Genomic DNA, 16,951 nt, shown 5'->3' with positions numbered 1-16,951 from the left:
GTGTCAGATAAAACTCTAGTGATAGTCGAATCTCCTACTAAAGCAAGGACCTTAAAAAAGATACTGGGTCGCAAATACGACATTAAGGCGAGCAATGGACACGTGAGGGATTTGCCCAAAAGCAGGATCGGCATAGATATAGATAGAGACTTTGAGCCGGAATACATTCTGGTGAGGGGCAAGGGGCCCATAGTCAGGGATCTAAAAAAGGCAGCGCAAAAGGCCGAAAGGGTTCTACTTGCCTCTGACCCCGACAGAGAAGGGGAAGCAATCGCCTGGCATTTAGCACATTTGCTGTCCATTCCGGAGGATACTCCCTGCAGGATACGCATGTACGAGATCACCCCGAGAGCCGTAAAGGAAGCAGTGAGCAGGCCTGAGATCATTAATATGGACAAGGTCAACGCCCAGCAAGCGCGGAGGTTGGTCGACAGGCTGATGGGATATAGCTTGAGCCCTTTGCTTTGGAAGAAGGTCAAATCAGGCCTTTCGGCAGGACGGGTTCAATCGGTAGCCTTGAGGCTCATTTGCGAGAGGGAAGATGAGATTAAGGCATTCATCCCCGAGGAGTACTGGGTTATCTCTGCTTTGGTAAGGGGCAATAATGGACAATTTACTCTGAAATTGGCAAAAAAGGACGGCAAGAATATCAGGATCACCAATGCCCTTGACGCACAGGCGATATATAACGACCTGCTTTCTGCTTCGTATAAAGTATCGAAATTTGACGTGAAGGAAGGCAAAAGAAATCCGCTGCCGCCATTTAAAACTAGCACATTACAGCAGGAAGCAGCGAGGCGGTTGGGGTTTACCCCCCAAAAGACCATGCGCATAGCCCAGAGCTTATATGAGGGCGTCGACCTTCCGGGACATGGCCCCGTGGGCCTCATCACTTACATGCGCACGGATAGCCTGCGTATAGCTCCTGAGGGCATATCTATGGCCCGTCAGTGCATAGAAGAGAGGTACGGCGATAAATTTCTGCCCGATAGTCCACATCAGTATGTGTCGAAGGAGCGCTCCCAGGATGCCCATGAGGCGATCAGGCCCACGAACGTAAGGCTAGAGCCCGATGAGATAGCCCCGCATTTGACAAAGGACCAAAAGGCATTGTACGAGTTGATATGGAGTCGCTTTTTGGCCTCCCAAATGGCACCGGCTGTCGTTGCCAGGACCAATATCGAGGTCCAGGCAGGCCCATATACCCTGAAGCAAAGCGGAGTGACCTTGATATTCGAGGGGTGGAGCAAGCTTTGGCCGCTCGACATGAAGGAGGAAGTTTTGCCCGAGGCTGCGGTTGGCGAGGAGCTTAAGTTGATGAAGTTAGAGAAAGAACAAAAATTCACGAAGCCGCAGTCCAGATATACTGAGTCAGGCTTAGTAAAGGTCATGGAAGAGAAGGGGATAGGTCGTCCGTCGACGTATGCCACCATCATACAGACCCTCTACGATAGGCATTACGTGGAAAAGGATGAAGCCAAAAAGCTCTTTCCCACTGAGCTTGGCGTCACTGTCAATTCGTTTTTGGTCAAGCACTTTCCATCGATAATCGATGTGGAATTTACTGCCAAGATGGAAGAGGAACTCGACAAGGTCGAAAGAGGAGAGATGCCGTGGCTTGCTGTCGTTAAGGGATTTTGGAACCATTTCTCAGATATCCTCAAAAGCACCGAGAGCGTTGCCCGTGTCGAGGTGCCGGTTGAAACGATCGATGAAACATGTCCCAAGTGTGGGGCACAGCTAGTCGTAAAGCACGGTCGTTACGGTAAGTTCATCGCCTGTTCGGCATTTCCCGAGTGCAAGTACACCAGGAACTTCAAAAATAGCTTGGATATAAGCTGTCCGCAATGCAGGGAAGGCAAGGTTGTGATGCTTCGTTCCAAAAGCGGAAGACCTTTTTACGGATGCTCCAGATATCCTAAATGCAACTTTGTCAGTTGGAACAAGCCCACAGGCGAGATTTGTCCCAAATGCGGCGGCCCCTTTGTGGTAAAGAGGAAAGCGATCAAATGTGCCAATTGTGGATATGAGAAGGAGGAAGTAATCGATGACGCCGGAGCGGTCGGCGAAAAATGACGTAGCGGTGACCATAATAGGAGGCGGCCTTGCCGGGAGCGAAGCGGCTTACCAGCTCGCACGAAGGGGCGCGAAAGTTAGGCTTTTTGAGATGCGTCCAAAGGCGTTTACGCCCGCCCATAAGACGTCGAAACTCGCCGAGCTAGTATGCAGCAATTCGCTTGGCTCCGATATGTTATCAAGCCCTGCCGGCATCCTTAAGGCCGAGATGAGAAAACTCGATAGCTTAATATTGGCCTGTGCGGATAGGCACAAGGTTCCGGCCGGTTGGGCCCTGGCTGTCGATAGGGAGGCCTTTTCCGAGGAGGTAACGTCAACCATACGATCGATGCCCTCAATCGAGGTCGTCACGGAAGAGGTCACCCATTTAAGCGAAGGTCCTGCGATAATAGCGAGTGGTCCCTTAACATCGACCGCACTGGCCTCGTGCCTGAGGGATATGCTTGGCGAGGATTTCCTATATTTTTACGATGCCGTTGCTCCCGTGGTACTGCGGGAGACCATAAATATGGGCGTTGCCTTCTTCGGAAGCCGTTATGGTTACGGCGAGGACTATATAAACTGTCCAATGAATGAGGAGGAATATGAGCAGTTTTACGAGGCACTCGTCAACGCCGAAGTGGCGATGAGGCATGACTTCGAGGAAGAACATTTCTTCGAAGGATGCTTGCCGGTAGAGGTGATAGCCAAAAGGGGACGGGATGCCCTTCGGTTTGGGCCAATGAGGCCCGTTGGTCTTGCAGATCCCAAGACCGGGCGTGAGCCTTATGCCGTAGTTCAGCTGCGCCAGGACGACAGATATGGCAGGCTCTACAACATGGTCGGATTTCAGACGAACCTTAAGTGGTCGGAGCAGGACAGGGTTTTTCGTCTCATACCGGGCCTTGAGGAAGCGGAGTTTGCAAGATACGGCGTGATGCACAGGAATATCTACGTCAATGCCCCGGCAGTATTGGACGAGTGGTTGAGGATAAAGGGCTTTGACGACATCTTCATGGCGGGTCAGATCGTTGGAGTTGAAGGTTACATCGAAAGCACAGCGATGGGGTTGGTCGCTGCTTTGAATTTGTTCTGCGTCATCAATGGACTTCCTCTCCTGTCGTGGCCGAGGAATACTGCCATAGGCTCGCTTCTTTGGTATATGAAGAACGCAAACCCCTCAGGTTTCCAGCCCATGAACATAAATCTGGGACTGTTTCCGCCGCTGCCTAAAAAGATAAAGGACAAGAGGAAACGCTGCGAGTTGATAGCCGGCAAAGCATTGAGCGAACTTGAAGCCTTCATGAAGGCGCGCCAGGATGTGTTTTGTTAAAGCATCATGCGATCTGGCAAATAGATTAAGTTGACTTTAGTACTCCCCTGTAAAGCTTAGTGGTATTATGTGTAAGAAATCATAAAGTTAAGATTTACTGAAAAAGCTTAATTAGTCAGAATACACTTTTATTTTTAAAGAATATGATATAATTCACATATGAGCGAAAATATTTCTACATTGGTGGATTCCTTTTTAGAGCATCTTAAGTATGCCGGCGGAAGGACGGACAATACGGTCATCAACTATGCCGTCGACCTGTCGCAGTTTGTGGACTACCTTTTGGGCGAAGGCATAGAAGACGTTCGAGGGATAGATCAATCGCATGTGAGGGGATTTTTGAGGGAGCTTTTAGCCTACGGCTACTCCAAAAGTTCCGCCTTAAGAAAGATGTCGTCCCTACGAAGCTGGATGAAGTTTTTGCTGCAAGGCGGATATATAACTTCAGACCCGTCCAAGAACGTGCGGGGACCAAAGGAACCGAAGAGGCTTCCCAGGGCCTTGGCCTATGAAGATGTCAAGTCAATGCTTGAAAAGGGCCCTTCCGGCAAGAATAAAGTCCGAGACAGGGCGATACTTGAGCTTCTTTACGGAAGTGGCTTGAGGGTGGCTGAGCTGGTAGCTCTGGATTGGGAAGACGTCGATATGGAGGAAAGATGGCTGCGCGTAAAGGGCAAGGGCGAGAAAGAGCGATTGGTTCCCATGGGAAGGTTTGCCCAGGGGGCATTGGCGGAATGGCAAAGGCTTTCCGGCAAAAACAGTGGCCCGCTTTTCCCCGGGGAGGACTGCGAGCGCATTGCCGTTAGGACCGTACATAGGGTAGTGGCTAGAGCGGCAAGGCGGGTCGGGCTTGTGGGCGTAAGCCCTCATGTCCTTCGCCACAGTTTTGCTACCCACATGTTAGAGGGGGGAGCGTCGTTGCGGGTATTGCAGGAATTGCTTGGTCATCAGAGCTTAGTGACCACCCAAAGATATCTCAAGATAAGCTACGATCAGCTGAAAAAAAGTTACGCGAATGCTCACCCGAGAGGGAGGGATGAAGGTAATGTTTAAGGGCACCACTATCATCTGTGTTAGAAGGGAAAAAGAGGTGGCGATGGCCGGTGACGGGCAGGTCACTTTGGAAACCCAGGTCATAAAGAGCGGGGCAAAAAAAGTCAGACGCTTGAGCGGTGGAAATGTCTTGGCGGGATTTGCGGGAAGTACGGCAGATGCCATGACTTTGCTCGAGCGTTTCGAGAAGTATCTGCAAAGCCATAGCGGAAACTTGATGCGTGCAGCGGTTGATCTGGTTAAGGAGTGGCGTACCGACAAGGCCCTGCGAAGGCTGGAGGCTTTAATGCTTGTGGCTGACCGGAATCAAACGCTTTTGCTTTCCGGGGCCGGAGACATCTTGGAACCTGACGATGATGTAGCCTCCATAGGGTCTGGAGCCGGTTATGCCTTGGCTGCCGCAAGGGCTTTTTTGCAGGTTTCCGATATGAGCGCAAGTGAAATAGCAAAGAGGTCCCTGCAGATAGCATCGGAGATCTGCATATATACCAACGACGTAATCACGCTAGAGGTGATAAAAGATGAATGAAGCAGCTATAAGAAGGGATGAGCTTACGCCTTCTCAGGTTATGGCTTTTTTAGATAGATATGTAATAGGTCAAAGCAAGGCAAAGAAGGCCGTTGCAGTTGCCTTGCGCAATCGTATCAGGAGGAAAAGGCTTCCTGAAGAATTGGCAAAGGAGATAATTCCCAAAAACATCCTCATGGTTGGGCCTACCGGCGTTGGCAAGACCGAGATCGCAAGGCGCCTGGCTCAACTTGTCGATGCTCCCTTCATAAAAGTCGAAGCCTCCAAGTATACCGAAGTGGGCTACGTCGGAAGGGATGTGGAATCCATAATTCGCGAGATGGCGGACATCTCCGTTCACATGGTCAAATCGAAGAAGATCGAGGAAAATAGAGGTGTTGCCGCCCTTTTGGCAGAAGAGCGGGTCTTAGATGCCTTACTTCCATCGAAATCCAAGGTCAGGCAGCCGCAGGATTTTATGAGGATTTTGTTGGGCAGCTCTTCGGATGATGAAGAGAGGACCGCGGATGAGTATGAAAATGAAAACGAAAGCAGGAGAACCACCAGGGAGAAGTTCAGAAAGCTGCTAAGGGAAGGCAAGCTGAACGACAGGGAAATAGAGATAGAGGTGACCGAAAGCCCCCTGTCCAACGTTCCCTTCATAGGAGTGGGCATGGAAGAGATGGGGCTCAATTTGGGGGAGATGCTCGGAAACATACTGCCCAAAAAGGTCAAACGCAAAAGGGTCACCGTTGCAAATGCCCTAAAAATCTTTCAGCTCGAAGAGGCCGAAAAGCTAATCGATATGGACGCAGTCGTCAAGGAGGCCTTGGATAAGGTCCAGGAAGAGGGGATCGTCTTCATCGATGAGCTTGACAAAATTGCTTCGGCCGACGGCCAAAAATATGGTCCAGACGTGAGCCGCGAAGGAGTGCAACGGGATCTGCTTCCCCTCGTAGAGGGCACGACAGTGCAGACCAAGTATGGCCCCGTCAAGACTGATCATATACTTTTCATAGGAGCCGGTGCCTTTCATTCCGTCAAGCCCTCCGACCTGATACCGGAATTGCAGGGCAGGTTTCCCATAAGGGTGGAGTTGGATCCCTTGGGGGAGGAAGAGCTGTTGCGCATACTTGTGGAGCCCGAAAACAGCCTGGTTAAGCAATATAAGGCGCTGCTTCAAACCGAGGGAGTTGAGCTCATATTTACTGACGCGGCGCTGAGGGAAGTGGCCTCTTTGGCGGCAAAGATGAACAGGGAGATGGAAAATATAGGCGCAAGGAGACTTCATACGATGATGGAGCAGCTCTTGGAAGATATAAGTTTTAGGGCACCCGAGATGACGGAAAGGGAAGTTCGAATCGACGATATCTTTGTTCGGGAACGCCTTGCTCCTCTCGTGGAGAACACGGATTTGCGGAGATATTTATTATAAATTAAAGAAGTGAAGGTGAAGATATATGACGATGGAAACACCTCGCGAATTGATCGAATCAAGACCTAAAATCGTGAATCCTACAGCAATGGAGGATTTACTGGACAAGACGCGCATAATAAGTCGAACGCTTCAGTCCGCGGGCATGACCCCTCACCCGGACTACCAAAAGATAGCAAGGTTATTATGTGACCTGTCTACTGCCAACGTCTATATAATTAATGGAGAGGGCAAGATCTTGGGTTACGCCTGGATAAGCGATTACCGGTGCGATTACATGGAACAGCTCCTCAAAGACGGCTATATGCCCAAATCCTATACGGAGAGGTTGAACCAGCATCACGAGTCCGTCTTAAATCACAGCGATCACGGGCATTGTGCCTACTCCGATGAACCATGCAGGTATTTCAACAAGCATGTGGTATATGTTCCTATTTACGGTTGCGGGGAGAGGCTCGGCACCCTTATCCTGGCCCGTTTCGGTACCCCCTTCGATACGCGCGATCTCGTGTTGGCCGAATATCTTGCCACAGTAGTCGGCATCGAAATATTGTATGACAGGACGCATCATATCGAGGAAAGAGCCAAAGAGAGGTTTATGGTGCAAATAGCAGTTCGCGCCCTATCGTACTCGGAGATGGAGTCCATAAAGGTCATCTTAAAGGAGCTCGACGGCTTTGAAGGCGTTGTAGTGGCAAGCAGGGTAGCAGACAGGATAGGCGTCACCAGAAGCGTGATAGTCAACGCCCTACGCAAACTTGAAAGTGCAGGCCTTATAGAAAGCAGGAGCTTGGGCATGAAGGGGACCTACATCAAGATACTGTCTCCCATCTTTTTAGATGAGCTGAACAAGTAAAAGGATAACCCTATCTTTTTACTTTAAGGTCAAGGAAGTTTTGGCCGATCTCTTAATTGGGGGTGTCATTGCCATGGATGACATGACGTGGAATGCGCTGGTAGTCGGCATGAATGGTTTGTCAAAGAGATTTAAGGCGGTTGCCCAAAACATTGCGAATGTCAACACGCCAGGCTATGCGAGAAGCGAAGTGACATTTGAAAACGAGCTTCGCGAAGCGCTGAACATGAAGGATGATGAAAAATTGGCCCTGACGACCACCGATGATGCCCATATTTCAAATGTGCCCCGCGATGTGGCCTCCATAACCCCCAAGGAACATCGGGCGGTAGGAGAGTTGACCAGATGGGACGGAAACGGTGTCGACCTGGATATCGAGATGTCGAAGCTTGCTCAAGCTCGAATGACCTACACGGCCCTGGCCAGCTTGATGTCCAAACGCATAGAGTCTTATAAACTTGCCATAGGAGGCGGTAGATGATGCGCCTTTTCGATTCGCTGGAAATTGCCGGAAGCTCCTTGACGGCGCACCGGCTGTGGATGGATCTCATCTCTCAAAACATGGCGAACGTAAACACCACGCGAACGCCTGAGGGTGGCCCTTACAAACGCAGGGTTCCCGTCTTTGCAGAGCGCCTGCAAGGCATGAACAATGACTTCAAGGGTATTGGGGTTGAAAGAATAGAAGCTGACGACCTGCCTCCACGCATGGTTTATCAACCGGAACACCCTGACGCAGATGCTCAGGGTTACGTGGCCTATCCAAACGTCAACGTAGTAAGGGAAATGACCGATATGATGGTGGCAACGAGAGCTTACGAGGCAAACCTTATGGTCGTCGAATCTGCAAAGGAAATTTGGGGTAGCGCCATAGATGTATTGCGATCTTGATGCGTTTTGCCTTCACAAAATCAGTACCTGTTAAGTTTCGAAAGCTGCACAAGACAACTTGTGCAGCCATATTTTAATTTACTGTCCTAAACCTCAAATGTCCCAATCCTCATTTAAAAAAGTCAGTCTTTTTGATAGACTCATATATGATATTACTAAAATAAGTGTAAAATTCTAATAGACTTCGATGAATAGGAGGTATAAAGATTGCCCATTTCGCGTATTGATTTAATGAAGTTATATTATAATGATTTTAGTGACAATGAGAGCAAAGTCCAGAGGCAGGGTAAAGAATCCTTCGGTGAATATCTGAAGCAAAGCGCCTCAAGGGTAAACGACCTCCAATTAAAGGCAGAAGATCAAATTCGCCATCTTGTTACGGGTGACGTCGAAGACATATCTCAAGTGGTTACTGCCGTGGGCGAGGCTGAGGTAGCCTTACGCCTGTTTGTGGAAGTAAGGGATAAGTTGATCGATGCCTATCAGCAATTAGCCAGAATACCGGTTTAGGCGTAAATTATAATTGTGGAAAGAATTGCAAAGTTTTGGAATGATTTAAAGCAGTTTTGGGCCGGTCTATCCAGGTGGCAGCGTCTGTCCATTGTGGGGGTCGTTGCTGTTGGGGTGTTGACAGTATTTATCCTTTTACTTGTTACGGGAAGGCAAAAATACGAGCCCCTTTTCTCTAACCTCAATATTGACGATCAGGCTGCCATTGTGAATTACTTGAAGGACAAGGGTATCCCGTATAAGGTTGACCCGTCCTTCAATGCCATACTGGTCCCCGACGACGTGGTCTACGAGACCAGGCTTTCCCTTGTCGGGGAGGGATTGCCGAAGGGTGGGATCGTAGGCTTTGAACTCTTCGACAAGGCCAAGATGGGCATGACCGATTTTCAACAGAAGGTTAGCTACCTTAGGGCACTTGAGGGCGAATTAATCCGAACGATTCAAGCCATTCAGGGCGTTCAATCCTGTAAGGTCAACATTGTCATTCCGGAACAGAAATTGTTTTTAGAGGAGCAGTCTCCTGCCACAGCATCGGTGCTTCTTGAGCTAAAGCCTGGATTTGAAATGGGATCCGAACAGGTCAAAGCTATCGTACATTTGGTGGCCCACAGCGTAGAGGGACTAAACCCCGATAACGTGGTGGTTGTAGATAGCAAGGGAAGGATATTATCCGATATGTTGGATGAAAACTTCCTGGTAACCGGGGCCGAGGGCAGGACTCTGACTTCCCTCCAAAGAGAAATGGAGCGCCAGCAGGAAATAGAGATGGAACGAAAAGTAAGGCAGATGTTGGAACGCATATTTGGTCCCGGCAAAGCCGTGGTGAGGGTCAGGGTCGTATTGAACTTCGACAAGAAAAGGACGGCAGTTAAGGAATATGTTCCAGGGCCCTCCGGCAAGGGAGTTCCAAGAAGCACGCAGAGCCTTGAGGAGACGTATACCGGTCCCGGAGTTCCTCCAGGAGGCGCTCCGGGCACCACAACCAATATCCCCGGCTATGTTATCACATCGCAAGCTGCAGGGCCGAGCACTTACGAGCGCGCGGAAGGAACGACCAATTACGAGATCAGCACCAGGGAACAGGAGGTTGTCTCTACTCCTGGGACCTTGGAAAAGATATCGGCTTCAGTATTAATAGACGGCGAGCTGGATCAAGGCGTGCTTGAAGAGCTTAGGCGGGCCGTAGCGGCTGCAGTTGGAATAGACGAAGCAAGGGGCGACGAACTTTACGTGATGTCGATGCCCTTCACGCCGATCGAAGCTCCACAAGCTCCGGCGGCAGCCAGGCGATGGCCACTGTACGTGTTAATCGGTGTTGTTTCATTATTGGCGATCGGGGGCGGATTTATGCTCTTGCAAAGGAGAAGAAAAAAGCTACCTGCTCCTGTAGAAAAAGCTCCCAAGTCGGAAGAAGAGGTTCCTTCTCTCGAGGAATTGCTCAAGCATCCGGAGCTTTTAAAAGAAAAGGGCGAATTGGCCATTTTAGAACAACAGTTGAGGGAATACGCTTCAAAAAAGCCAGAGGAGATAGCAGCCATAATCAAAAATTGGCTGCTTGAAGACCAATACTGATTTTTGACCGGGGGGCATGGAAGTGGAAAGGAGAGGCAGGGGCTTAAAAGGTCGGGAGAAGGCTGCAATGCTGCTGGTGTCTTTAGGCCCGGAGGTGGCATCTAAGGTATATAAAAATTTAGACGAAAGCACCATCGAAATGTTGACAATGGAAATAGCAGGGCTTCGCAAGATCCAAAGCAGTCAGAGGGAAGAGGTGCTAAGGGAAGCCCAAGAGTTGTTATTGGCAAAGGAATACATGACTCAAGGGGGAGTCGATTATGCAAAAAAGCTCTTGGAAGCTTCGTTGGGGCCCGAACGGGCCCAGGAGATCTTGCGCCGTATAACGGCCAGCCTCCAGGTCAGGCCCTTCGATTTCATCAGGCAGACAGATCCCCAGCAGATATTGGCCTTTGTCCAAAATGAACATCCCCAGACCATAGCCCTCATAATCTCATACATGGAACCTAAACAGGCAGCCCAGGTCATGAGTGGGTTGCCCCCTAACCTTCAGGTAGAGGTTGCAAAAAGGATAGCGTCGATGGAGAGGGTAACTCCTGAGGTGCTCAGGGAAGTCGAACGCGTCCTGGAAAGAAAGGTATCCACTGTATTGAGCCAAGACTTCACCATAGCAGGTGGGTTAGATGCCTTAGTGGCCATCATAAATAACGCCGATAGGGCTACTGAACGCAACATTATGGAAAAGCTGGAGGAAGAGGATCCCGAACTGGCCGAAGAGGTCAAAAAGAGGCTGTTTGTCTTCGAGGATATATTGGGTTTGGACGACCGTTCCTTGCAGCGTGTCCTTCGCGATGTGGATATGAAGGATGTCGCTTTAGCCCTGAAGGGTGCATCCGAAGCGCTTAGGGAAAAGTTCTTCAAGAACCTGTCCAAGAGGGCCGTAGAGATGCTGAAGGAGGACATGGAATACATGGGACCGGTCCGCGTCCGAGATGTGGAGGAAGCCCAACAAAAGATCGTCAACGTTATAAGGGCTTTGGAAGAGGCCGGAGAGATTGTGATCGCGCGGGGAGGGGAGGAGGAACTGATTGTCTAAAGAGGGCAAGCTTTTGAGGACCGTGCGCCTTGTTCCCCATGCCGTAAAGATTGTTTCAAAGACGGAATCAGAACACTCCTCTGGATTGAGCAAAGATCAACAGGATGGAAAGGTTTCTCAACACAAGACAGAAAGCATGCCTGATTCTGGAAGTCTAAAAGAACAGTTGGATAATCTTAAGAGGCAATATGATCAGCTTTGCAAGAAGTACGATCAGCTGCAAGGCAAATATAGAACGCTTGAAAATTCCGTAGAGCTTGAAAAGAAACGTTTCTTTGAAAAGGTGCACAAAGAAGCAGAGGAAGTTAAAAGGCAGGCTGAAAAAGAAGGTTACGATAAAGGCTTCAAAAGAGGCCTAACAGAAGGAAAGGCTGAAGCAGAGCGCAAGGCTAATGAGGAGATTGTCGAGCAGGTTTCAGGGCTAATTCGCATCTTGGAAGATTGTCATGATGCCATTTCAAGCTCGATGGATAGCTTACTTAAGCAGAATACAACAAAATTGATCAGGCTTTGGGAGAAGGTTTTAAAGAGGCTTCTTTACAGAGAAGTAAAGCTAGATGAGCATGTCCTTGAGCGCTTGCTTGGGCAGGTATTAAGACGTTTAAGCGATAAGGAAAAGATCATAATATACCTGCACCCCACGGAAGTGGCATATTTGCAGGAAAAGCTAGATCAATATGGTGACCTTCTCCGCGGATCAAGGCATGTTGAGTTTGTGGCTGACGATCATGTAGACAGAGGAAGCTGCATGGTTGAGACGAACCTGGGGATATACGATGCCAGATGGCGAACTCAACTGGAACGCTTATCCGAGGAGATAGATCGTCTTTTGATGGAGGGGCAAAAGGAAAATGGCCTCTAAGGAAGGCAAGGACCTTTTATCGGAGTTGGAATCTAGATTGGATAACATGGACTTCATCCGCCTTAATGGCCTAATAGCGAAGGCCATCGGCATCGTCATAGAATCCAAGGGCCCCGATGTTCGCGTAGGCGATTTATGCGAAATCAGATATCGCGATAAGTCTATGTCCCTTCCCGCTGAAGTCGTTGGTTTTAGCGAGAATAGGGTATTGCTGATGCCGCTGGGAGAGTTAACTGACATAGGTCCGGGATGCGACGTCGTTGCAGTCGGTCAAAAGCTTGGCGTTAGAGTGGGCCCGGGGCTTTTGGGCAGAGTCGTAAATGGCCTTGGGGAGCCCATCGACGACAAGGGGCCAATTATTGCAGGGGAAGTTTACCCATTATACGCAAAACCTCCCCATCCGCTTTTGAGGAAACCCGTTGCTACCCCTCTGCCCGTTGGGGTTAAGGCCATTGATGCCCTGTTGACGTTAGGGCGGGGGCAAAGGGTAGGAATATTTTCCGGTTCGGGCGTTGGCAAAAGCACCCTTATGGGGATGATGGTAAGGAATACTGAAGCCGAAATAAGCGTTATAGGATTGATTGGCGAGCGGGGAAGGGAGGTAGGAGAGTTTCTGGAAAGAGATTTGGGAAGCTCTGGGCTAAAACGCTCCGTTGTCGTTGTTGCAACCTCAGATCAGCCTCCGCTGATAAGGCTTAAGGCGGCTTTGACTGCAACGGCCATTGCAGAATATTTCAGAGACAGGGGCAAGGACGTCTTGCTTTTGATGGATTCCGTCACCAGGGTTGCCATGGCGCAAAGGGACGTAGGCCTTGCCATTGGAGAGCCGCCCGCCACTCGCGGTTATACGCCGTCCGTATTTGCCTTTCTTCCTAAGCTGCTTGAGCGAGCCGGAGCAGGAGAAAGGGGGAGCATAACCGGGGTTTATAACGTTCTGGTCGAAGGCGACGACATGAACGAACCCGTTGCCGATACAGTACGGGGCATCCTTGACGGACACATAGTGTTATCTCGAAAATTGGCTTCAAAGGGCCATTATCCGGCCATCGACGTACTAAGAAGTGTCAGTCGTGTCATGCCCAATATAACATCGCAGGAGCACCTCGAAGCGGCACGCAGGGTGAGGGAGTTGCTTGCCATTTACGAGGATGCGGAAGATCTCGTCAACATTGGTGCATACAAAGATGGGAGTAATATCAATATAGATTGGGCCTTGAGGTATTTAGATGATGTATTGGATTTCTTGTGTCAGCCTGTGGAGGGCCGGTTTAGCTTCGAGGAGACCGTCAAAAAGCTCATATCTCTGGCTCCAAGAGGCGATAGCAAATGAATGACAAGATTGTCAGATTTAATAAACTTGAGGACCTGAAGAAAAAGGAAGTCGAATCCCTGGAATGGGCGTTAGAGGAACAAAAAAAGGTAAAAGAAGGCATAAAAGAGTATTTGTCCAGTTTGAATCAGGAAAGGACTAAAATGCTTGCTGAATTTGGCCTAAAGAACAATGATGTCTTCGACATCGACGAGCTCTGGGATATCCGAAAGGAAATCGAACTGTTGGATGAAAAGACAACGTATGCCTCATCTGAACTAAAAAAATGCGAAGCGATGGTCGAAAATATCATGAAGGAGTTGCTTAATAAACATAAGGAAGCCAAGGTCATGGAGAAGGCAGCGAATCGTTTGGTTGAAAGAGAAAAAGCAGAGCAACTCGCAAACGAGCAAGCTGTGTTAGATGATATTTCCCAATCCCGCTACGGGAGGAATGACGTCTTATGAGGATTTGTCCTGATTTCGACAGGATTAAAAATATCGACAACAGGATAAATGAAATTCGAAAAAAGCTGGGGGAATATCCCAAGCCTCAAAAGCCGTTCATAGAAGTGTTAAGCGAGGCAGAACATGTTGAGGCGTCGCGCGATGCAAATGATGATGGCGCTAATTACGCCCTTGAAGAGGCGATTAAGGCGATATCTGCCAAATGGGGCCTGGACAGCTCCCTGGTTAAGGCTGTAATCCAGGCAGAATCCGGCGGCAACCCAAAGGCGGTGTCTTTCAAGGGTGCGATGGGACTGATGCAGCTCATGCCGACCACCGCAAAGGAGATGGGAGTTGAGGATCCCATGGATCCATTTCAAAATCTAGAGGGAGGAGCCAGGTATCTGGCATATTTGCTTAAGAAGTACCACAACGACATCGATTTAGCTTTAGCGGCATATAATGCAGGACCGACCAGGGTTGATCTGTATGAGGGGGTCCCCCCCTTCAAGGAGACGGCGAAGTTTGTGGGTAATGTCAAAGCATTATACGAAAGGTTCAAAAATGGTGATGGTTAATGGAGACCTTGGATGATCGCAAGATTGACGCAGAAGAGCAAGAAAATAAATCGGTCAAAGAAAAAGAAAGGCCACGCAAAGATAAGGGTAAAAACAAAAAATTGGGGTGTGGCCTTTTGTCTTTGTCCTTATTGGCCATCATAGTGGGCATTTTTTTGGGCTTACAGCTCTTAGGTATCGTTGATGTACGGCCGATAATATATAAAGCAGGCGGACATTTGCCAATAGTTGGTCAAAAGTTCTTCCCTTCAGGTCGACTTACTCTTTCCCCGGAGGAAAGAAGGCGACAGGAGCTTAAGGAATACGAAGAGCTGGTAAACAAAAAGTTTCTTGAGCTTCAGACCAAGGAGGAAGAGCTGAGCAAAAAGGAGCAAGAGTTGGCAAAAAAGGAGGCAGAGCTGGCTGCCGAAGCAGAAAGGCTGGCAAAAAAATCCATTGTTACGGCAAGCGCTAACGAAGACGTCGATGTAAAAGATGTAAGAGGGGAATCCTTTTCCACGTTGGTGTCTATATTGCAGGAAATGTCCGCAAGAAAGGCAGCACAGGTTTTAAACGGACTTTCTGAAGGACTGGCGGTGGAAGTTTTAAGAGCATTACCTTCGGATGTTGCGGGAGATATCCTTGGCCGCATGGATGCGGCTAAGGCAGCGGCGCTGATGGAGCAGCTTTCAACCGGCAAAAAGTGAGTGATCATGCCATGGGGTTTAGTCTTTCGCAGGTTAATCAGCCCGCGAGTCGTGGCTTTAGTTTCGAAGCTTGTGCAACCAATGACAAAGGCGCTCTTGAGTCGTCCTTGCTTGAATTCATGCCATTTTATGAACTTTTAGAAATGCTGGCGAATGAAAGTTCACCCCTATTGGCTGTTCCTGAAGGCGATAGCGAAACGGCCAGCGAGTCCTCTGATTCGGCAAAGGAAAAAGATCAGTTGTTAAGCGCTTGCGAGCCTAATCCCTCCCCTGAGGCTGTTGCATTAAATCAACAGATTGCTCTGTTTTTAATGTTGCATGATACATCATATCTTAGGGATAGCTTTGCAAAGCGTGATGTTTGCTTTGATTCGGATATTTTAGGATTATCTAAACCTGAGGATGTGGGGGAAGTCGCAGGCGCAATTGAAGATGACGTCAAGGATAACGTCCCGGAAAAAGCTTCAAGTGATGTGACCACGAGATATGAACCTCTTTCGCAAAAAGGCGCGGACATCGGTGCAGACGAAGCTGTATTGACTTTTTTGAGTAACGATCGAAGCACAGAAAAGATCAATAATACCAGCGAAGATGTGATCAAAGGTGGACCAACCATTAATTTGCCGGACCTAGCGACGAACGCGGCGGATCTAAGTGGCAAAGACGATGAAGGTTTTGGGAAGGGTGAATCGCGCCCCGTTGACGGTCCCGATGGACTTGTTGGTAAAGGCCAAAAGGGATCGCCACACCTCGTTGATGGCCTGTTGAAATATGCACCAAAAAAACATCTAGACGAAAATATCGGTGGCTTCAGGGATAGCAGCAACGAAGGAGTTGATCCTTCTTTACGAAGTCACCCCGTACATCCCTTTCGGATAAACGAGGGTTTGGATATCCCTGCGACTGTCAATGAGGACGCAACCCCGGTATATTTAAAAAATTACACCAGTGACGAAGGCGTCAAGCTAAAACAAGGGCTCAACGCTGTCATAAGTTTGATGCGCCGCGAAGGCGTTGATGCTGCCAGGATAACGGTGCATCCGCCCGAATTAGGGCACATAGATGTGGATTTAGACATAGCTCGAGATGGCGGTTTGAGAGTGGCTTTTAAGGTCGAAGGAAGTAATGTGGCGAACCTTCTGACTGGTCAATTGGATTCTCTAAGGCAGACCTTGAATGCCAGCGGTTTTCAGGTGTTGGGGCTTGACGTTTACGTTAAAGGACAAGGCGAAGAGCGCGATCAGCATCGTGGTGAGTCTAATCACAGGAGACAAAAGACTAAAAGCCTTGAAGCCGTAAACGGAAAAGATATCTTTGGAGAGATGGCTTTTGAGCTTGATGTGGAACGTGGATTACTTCAGTGGATAGCGTAAAGGAGGTAAGAACGTGGCGATAGATAGCGTTTCTTCTACAAATCAAAATTATACTTACAGCACCAGTAGGCAAATAAAGAATAACTTAGGCAAAGATGACTTTCTAAATCTTTTGATCACTCAGCTTACGCATCAGGATCCCTTAGACCCGATCGACGATACGGAATTTATCGCACAAATGGCACAGTTTTCTACGCTAGAGCAGATTACTAACGTTGCAAGCAGTATGGACAGTTTGCTTAAGATGGCTAGGCTTAGTGCCGAAAGTTACGTCGGGAAAGAAGTAATTTATTACGATGAAGATAAAGGTACATACCTTCAGTCCTCGGTTCGCTCTGCGATCTTCGAGGACGACAAAGTTTATCTGGAACTTAATGACGGCAAATACGTCCCACTTGAAAGCGTAAAGGCCGTTACTGCGCCCTCCAAGGATGGCGGGCAGTAAAGC

Annotated in this window: 18 protein-coding genes; all 18 read left to right on the top strand. The window is 48.9% G+C overall.

Going from position 1 to position 16,951, the window contains the following annotated elements:
* The 18 genes from topA to flgD all read left to right on the top strand — a co-directional run bounded on the left by topA (position 1) and on the right by flgD (position 16,948).
* Positions 1 to 2,076, top strand: a complete 2,076-nt coding sequence (gene topA / locus BUQ78_RS04250) for a type I DNA topoisomerase (RefSeq protein ID WP_318259492.1) — start codon at positions 1 to 3, stop codon at positions 2,074 to 2,076.
* On the top strand, positions 2,048 to 3,388 hold the full coding sequence (gene trmFO / locus BUQ78_RS04245) for a methylenetetrahydrofolate--tRNA-(uracil(54)-C(5))-methyltransferase (FADH(2)-oxidizing) TrmFO (protein ID WP_074199389.1): 1,341 nt from the start codon (positions 2,048 to 2,050) through the stop codon (positions 3,386 to 3,388). Before topA ends, trmFO begins: the two co-directional genes overlap by 29 nt.
* Before the next feature lie 159 nt (positions 3,389 to 3,547).
* Entirely contained in the window at positions 3,548 to 4,441 is an 894-nt protein-coding gene (locus BUQ78_RS04240; protein ID WP_074199388.1) for a tyrosine-type recombinase/integrase, read from the top strand.
* The gene (gene hslV, locus BUQ78_RS04235; protein ID WP_074199387.1) at positions 4,434 to 4,970 is read left to right on the top strand and encodes an ATP-dependent protease subunit HslV; all 537 of its coding nucleotides are present in this window, start codon (positions 4,434 to 4,436) and stop codon (positions 4,968 to 4,970) included. The genes BUQ78_RS04240 and hslV overlap by 8 nt, the downstream gene beginning before the upstream one ends.
* Complete coding sequence (gene hslU, locus BUQ78_RS04230; protein WP_074199386.1) at positions 4,963 to 6,384, top strand: ATP-dependent protease ATPase subunit HslU; 1,422 nt, start codon at positions 4,963 to 4,965, stop codon at positions 6,382 to 6,384. The genes hslV and hslU overlap by 8 nt, the downstream gene beginning before the upstream one ends.
* A gap of 31 nt (positions 6,385 to 6,415) precedes the next feature.
* Positions 6,416 to 7,240 carry a GTP-sensing pleiotropic transcriptional regulator CodY gene (gene codY / locus BUQ78_RS04225; RefSeq protein WP_052312726.1) on the top strand — a complete coding sequence of 275 codons (825 nt, stop codon included), beginning with the start codon at positions 6,416 to 6,418 and terminating at the stop codon, positions 7,238 to 7,240.
* A 73-nt stretch (positions 7,241 to 7,313) separates the two neighbouring features.
* Entirely contained in the window at positions 7,314 to 7,721 is a 408-nt protein-coding gene (gene flgB, locus BUQ78_RS04220) for a flagellar basal body rod protein FlgB (RefSeq protein WP_014806157.1), read from the top strand.
* Positions 7,721 to 8,131 carry a flagellar basal body rod protein FlgC gene (gene flgC / locus BUQ78_RS04215; RefSeq protein ID WP_074199385.1) on the top strand — a complete coding sequence of 137 codons (411 nt, stop codon included), beginning with the start codon at positions 7,721 to 7,723 and terminating at the stop codon, positions 8,129 to 8,131. The genes flgB and flgC overlap by 1 nt, the downstream gene beginning before the upstream one ends.
* Positions 8,132 to 8,338: 207 nt before the next feature.
* Positions 8,339 to 8,641: a flagellar hook-basal body complex protein FliE gene (gene fliE / locus BUQ78_RS04210; RefSeq protein WP_084532211.1), complete on the top strand. Its 303-nt coding sequence runs from the start codon at positions 8,339 to 8,341 to the stop codon at positions 8,639 to 8,641.
* A 15-nt stretch (positions 8,642 to 8,656) separates the two neighbouring features.
* A complete protein-coding gene (gene fliF / locus BUQ78_RS04205; protein WP_074199384.1) occupies positions 8,657 to 10,213 on the top strand; it encodes a flagellar basal-body MS-ring/collar protein FliF in 1,557 nt (518 codons plus the stop codon).
* Positions 10,214 to 10,235: 22 nt separating this feature from the next.
* Positions 10,236 to 11,249, top strand: coding sequence for a flagellar motor switch protein FliG (gene fliG, locus BUQ78_RS04200; RefSeq protein ID WP_084532210.1), 1,014 nt, complete (start codon positions 10,236 to 10,238; stop codon positions 11,247 to 11,249).
* Positions 11,242 to 12,111: a FliH/SctL family protein gene (locus BUQ78_RS04195; protein WP_074199382.1), complete on the top strand. Its 870-nt coding sequence runs from the start codon at positions 11,242 to 11,244 to the stop codon at positions 12,109 to 12,111. The genes fliG and BUQ78_RS04195 overlap by 8 nt, the downstream gene beginning before the upstream one ends.
* Entirely contained in the window at positions 12,101 to 13,441 is a 1,341-nt protein-coding gene (fliI, locus tag BUQ78_RS04190; RefSeq protein WP_074199381.1) for a flagellar protein export ATPase FliI, read from the top strand. Before BUQ78_RS04195 ends, fliI begins: the two co-directional genes overlap by 11 nt.
* A complete protein-coding gene (locus tag BUQ78_RS04185) occupies positions 13,438 to 13,887 on the top strand; it encodes a flagellar export protein FliJ (protein ID WP_074199380.1) in 450 nt (149 codons plus the stop codon). The genes fliI and BUQ78_RS04185 overlap by 4 nt, the downstream gene beginning before the upstream one ends.
* Positions 13,884 to 14,444 (top strand): lytic transglycosylase domain-containing protein, encoded by a 561-nt coding sequence (locus BUQ78_RS04180; protein ID WP_074199379.1) that lies wholly within the window; start codon positions 13,884 to 13,886, stop codon positions 14,442 to 14,444. Before BUQ78_RS04185 ends, BUQ78_RS04180 begins: the two co-directional genes overlap by 4 nt.
* Positions 14,444 to 15,130: a MotE family protein gene (locus BUQ78_RS04175; protein ID WP_074199378.1), complete on the top strand. Its 687-nt coding sequence runs from the start codon at positions 14,444 to 14,446 to the stop codon at positions 15,128 to 15,130. The genes BUQ78_RS04180 and BUQ78_RS04175 overlap by 1 nt, the downstream gene beginning before the upstream one ends.
* Before the next feature lie 11 nt (positions 15,131 to 15,141).
* Positions 15,142 to 16,503 carry a flagellar hook-length control protein FliK gene (locus BUQ78_RS04170; protein ID WP_143228325.1) on the top strand — a complete coding sequence of 454 codons (1,362 nt, stop codon included), beginning with the start codon at positions 15,142 to 15,144 and terminating at the stop codon, positions 16,501 to 16,503.
* Between the two features lie 13 nt (positions 16,504 to 16,516).
* Positions 16,517 to 16,948 carry a flagellar hook assembly protein FlgD gene (flgD, locus tag BUQ78_RS04165; RefSeq protein WP_074199376.1) on the top strand — a complete coding sequence of 144 codons (432 nt, stop codon included), beginning with the start codon at positions 16,517 to 16,519 and terminating at the stop codon, positions 16,946 to 16,948.
* Positions 16,949 to 16,951 lie beyond the last annotated feature (3 nt).

The organism is Acetomicrobium flavidum, from assembly GCF_900129645.1.
Taxonomy (GTDB): domain Bacteria; phylum Synergistota; class Synergistia; order Synergistales; family Acetomicrobiaceae; genus Acetomicrobium; species Acetomicrobium flavidum.
This window is presented reverse-complemented; position numbering and strand designations above follow the sequence as displayed.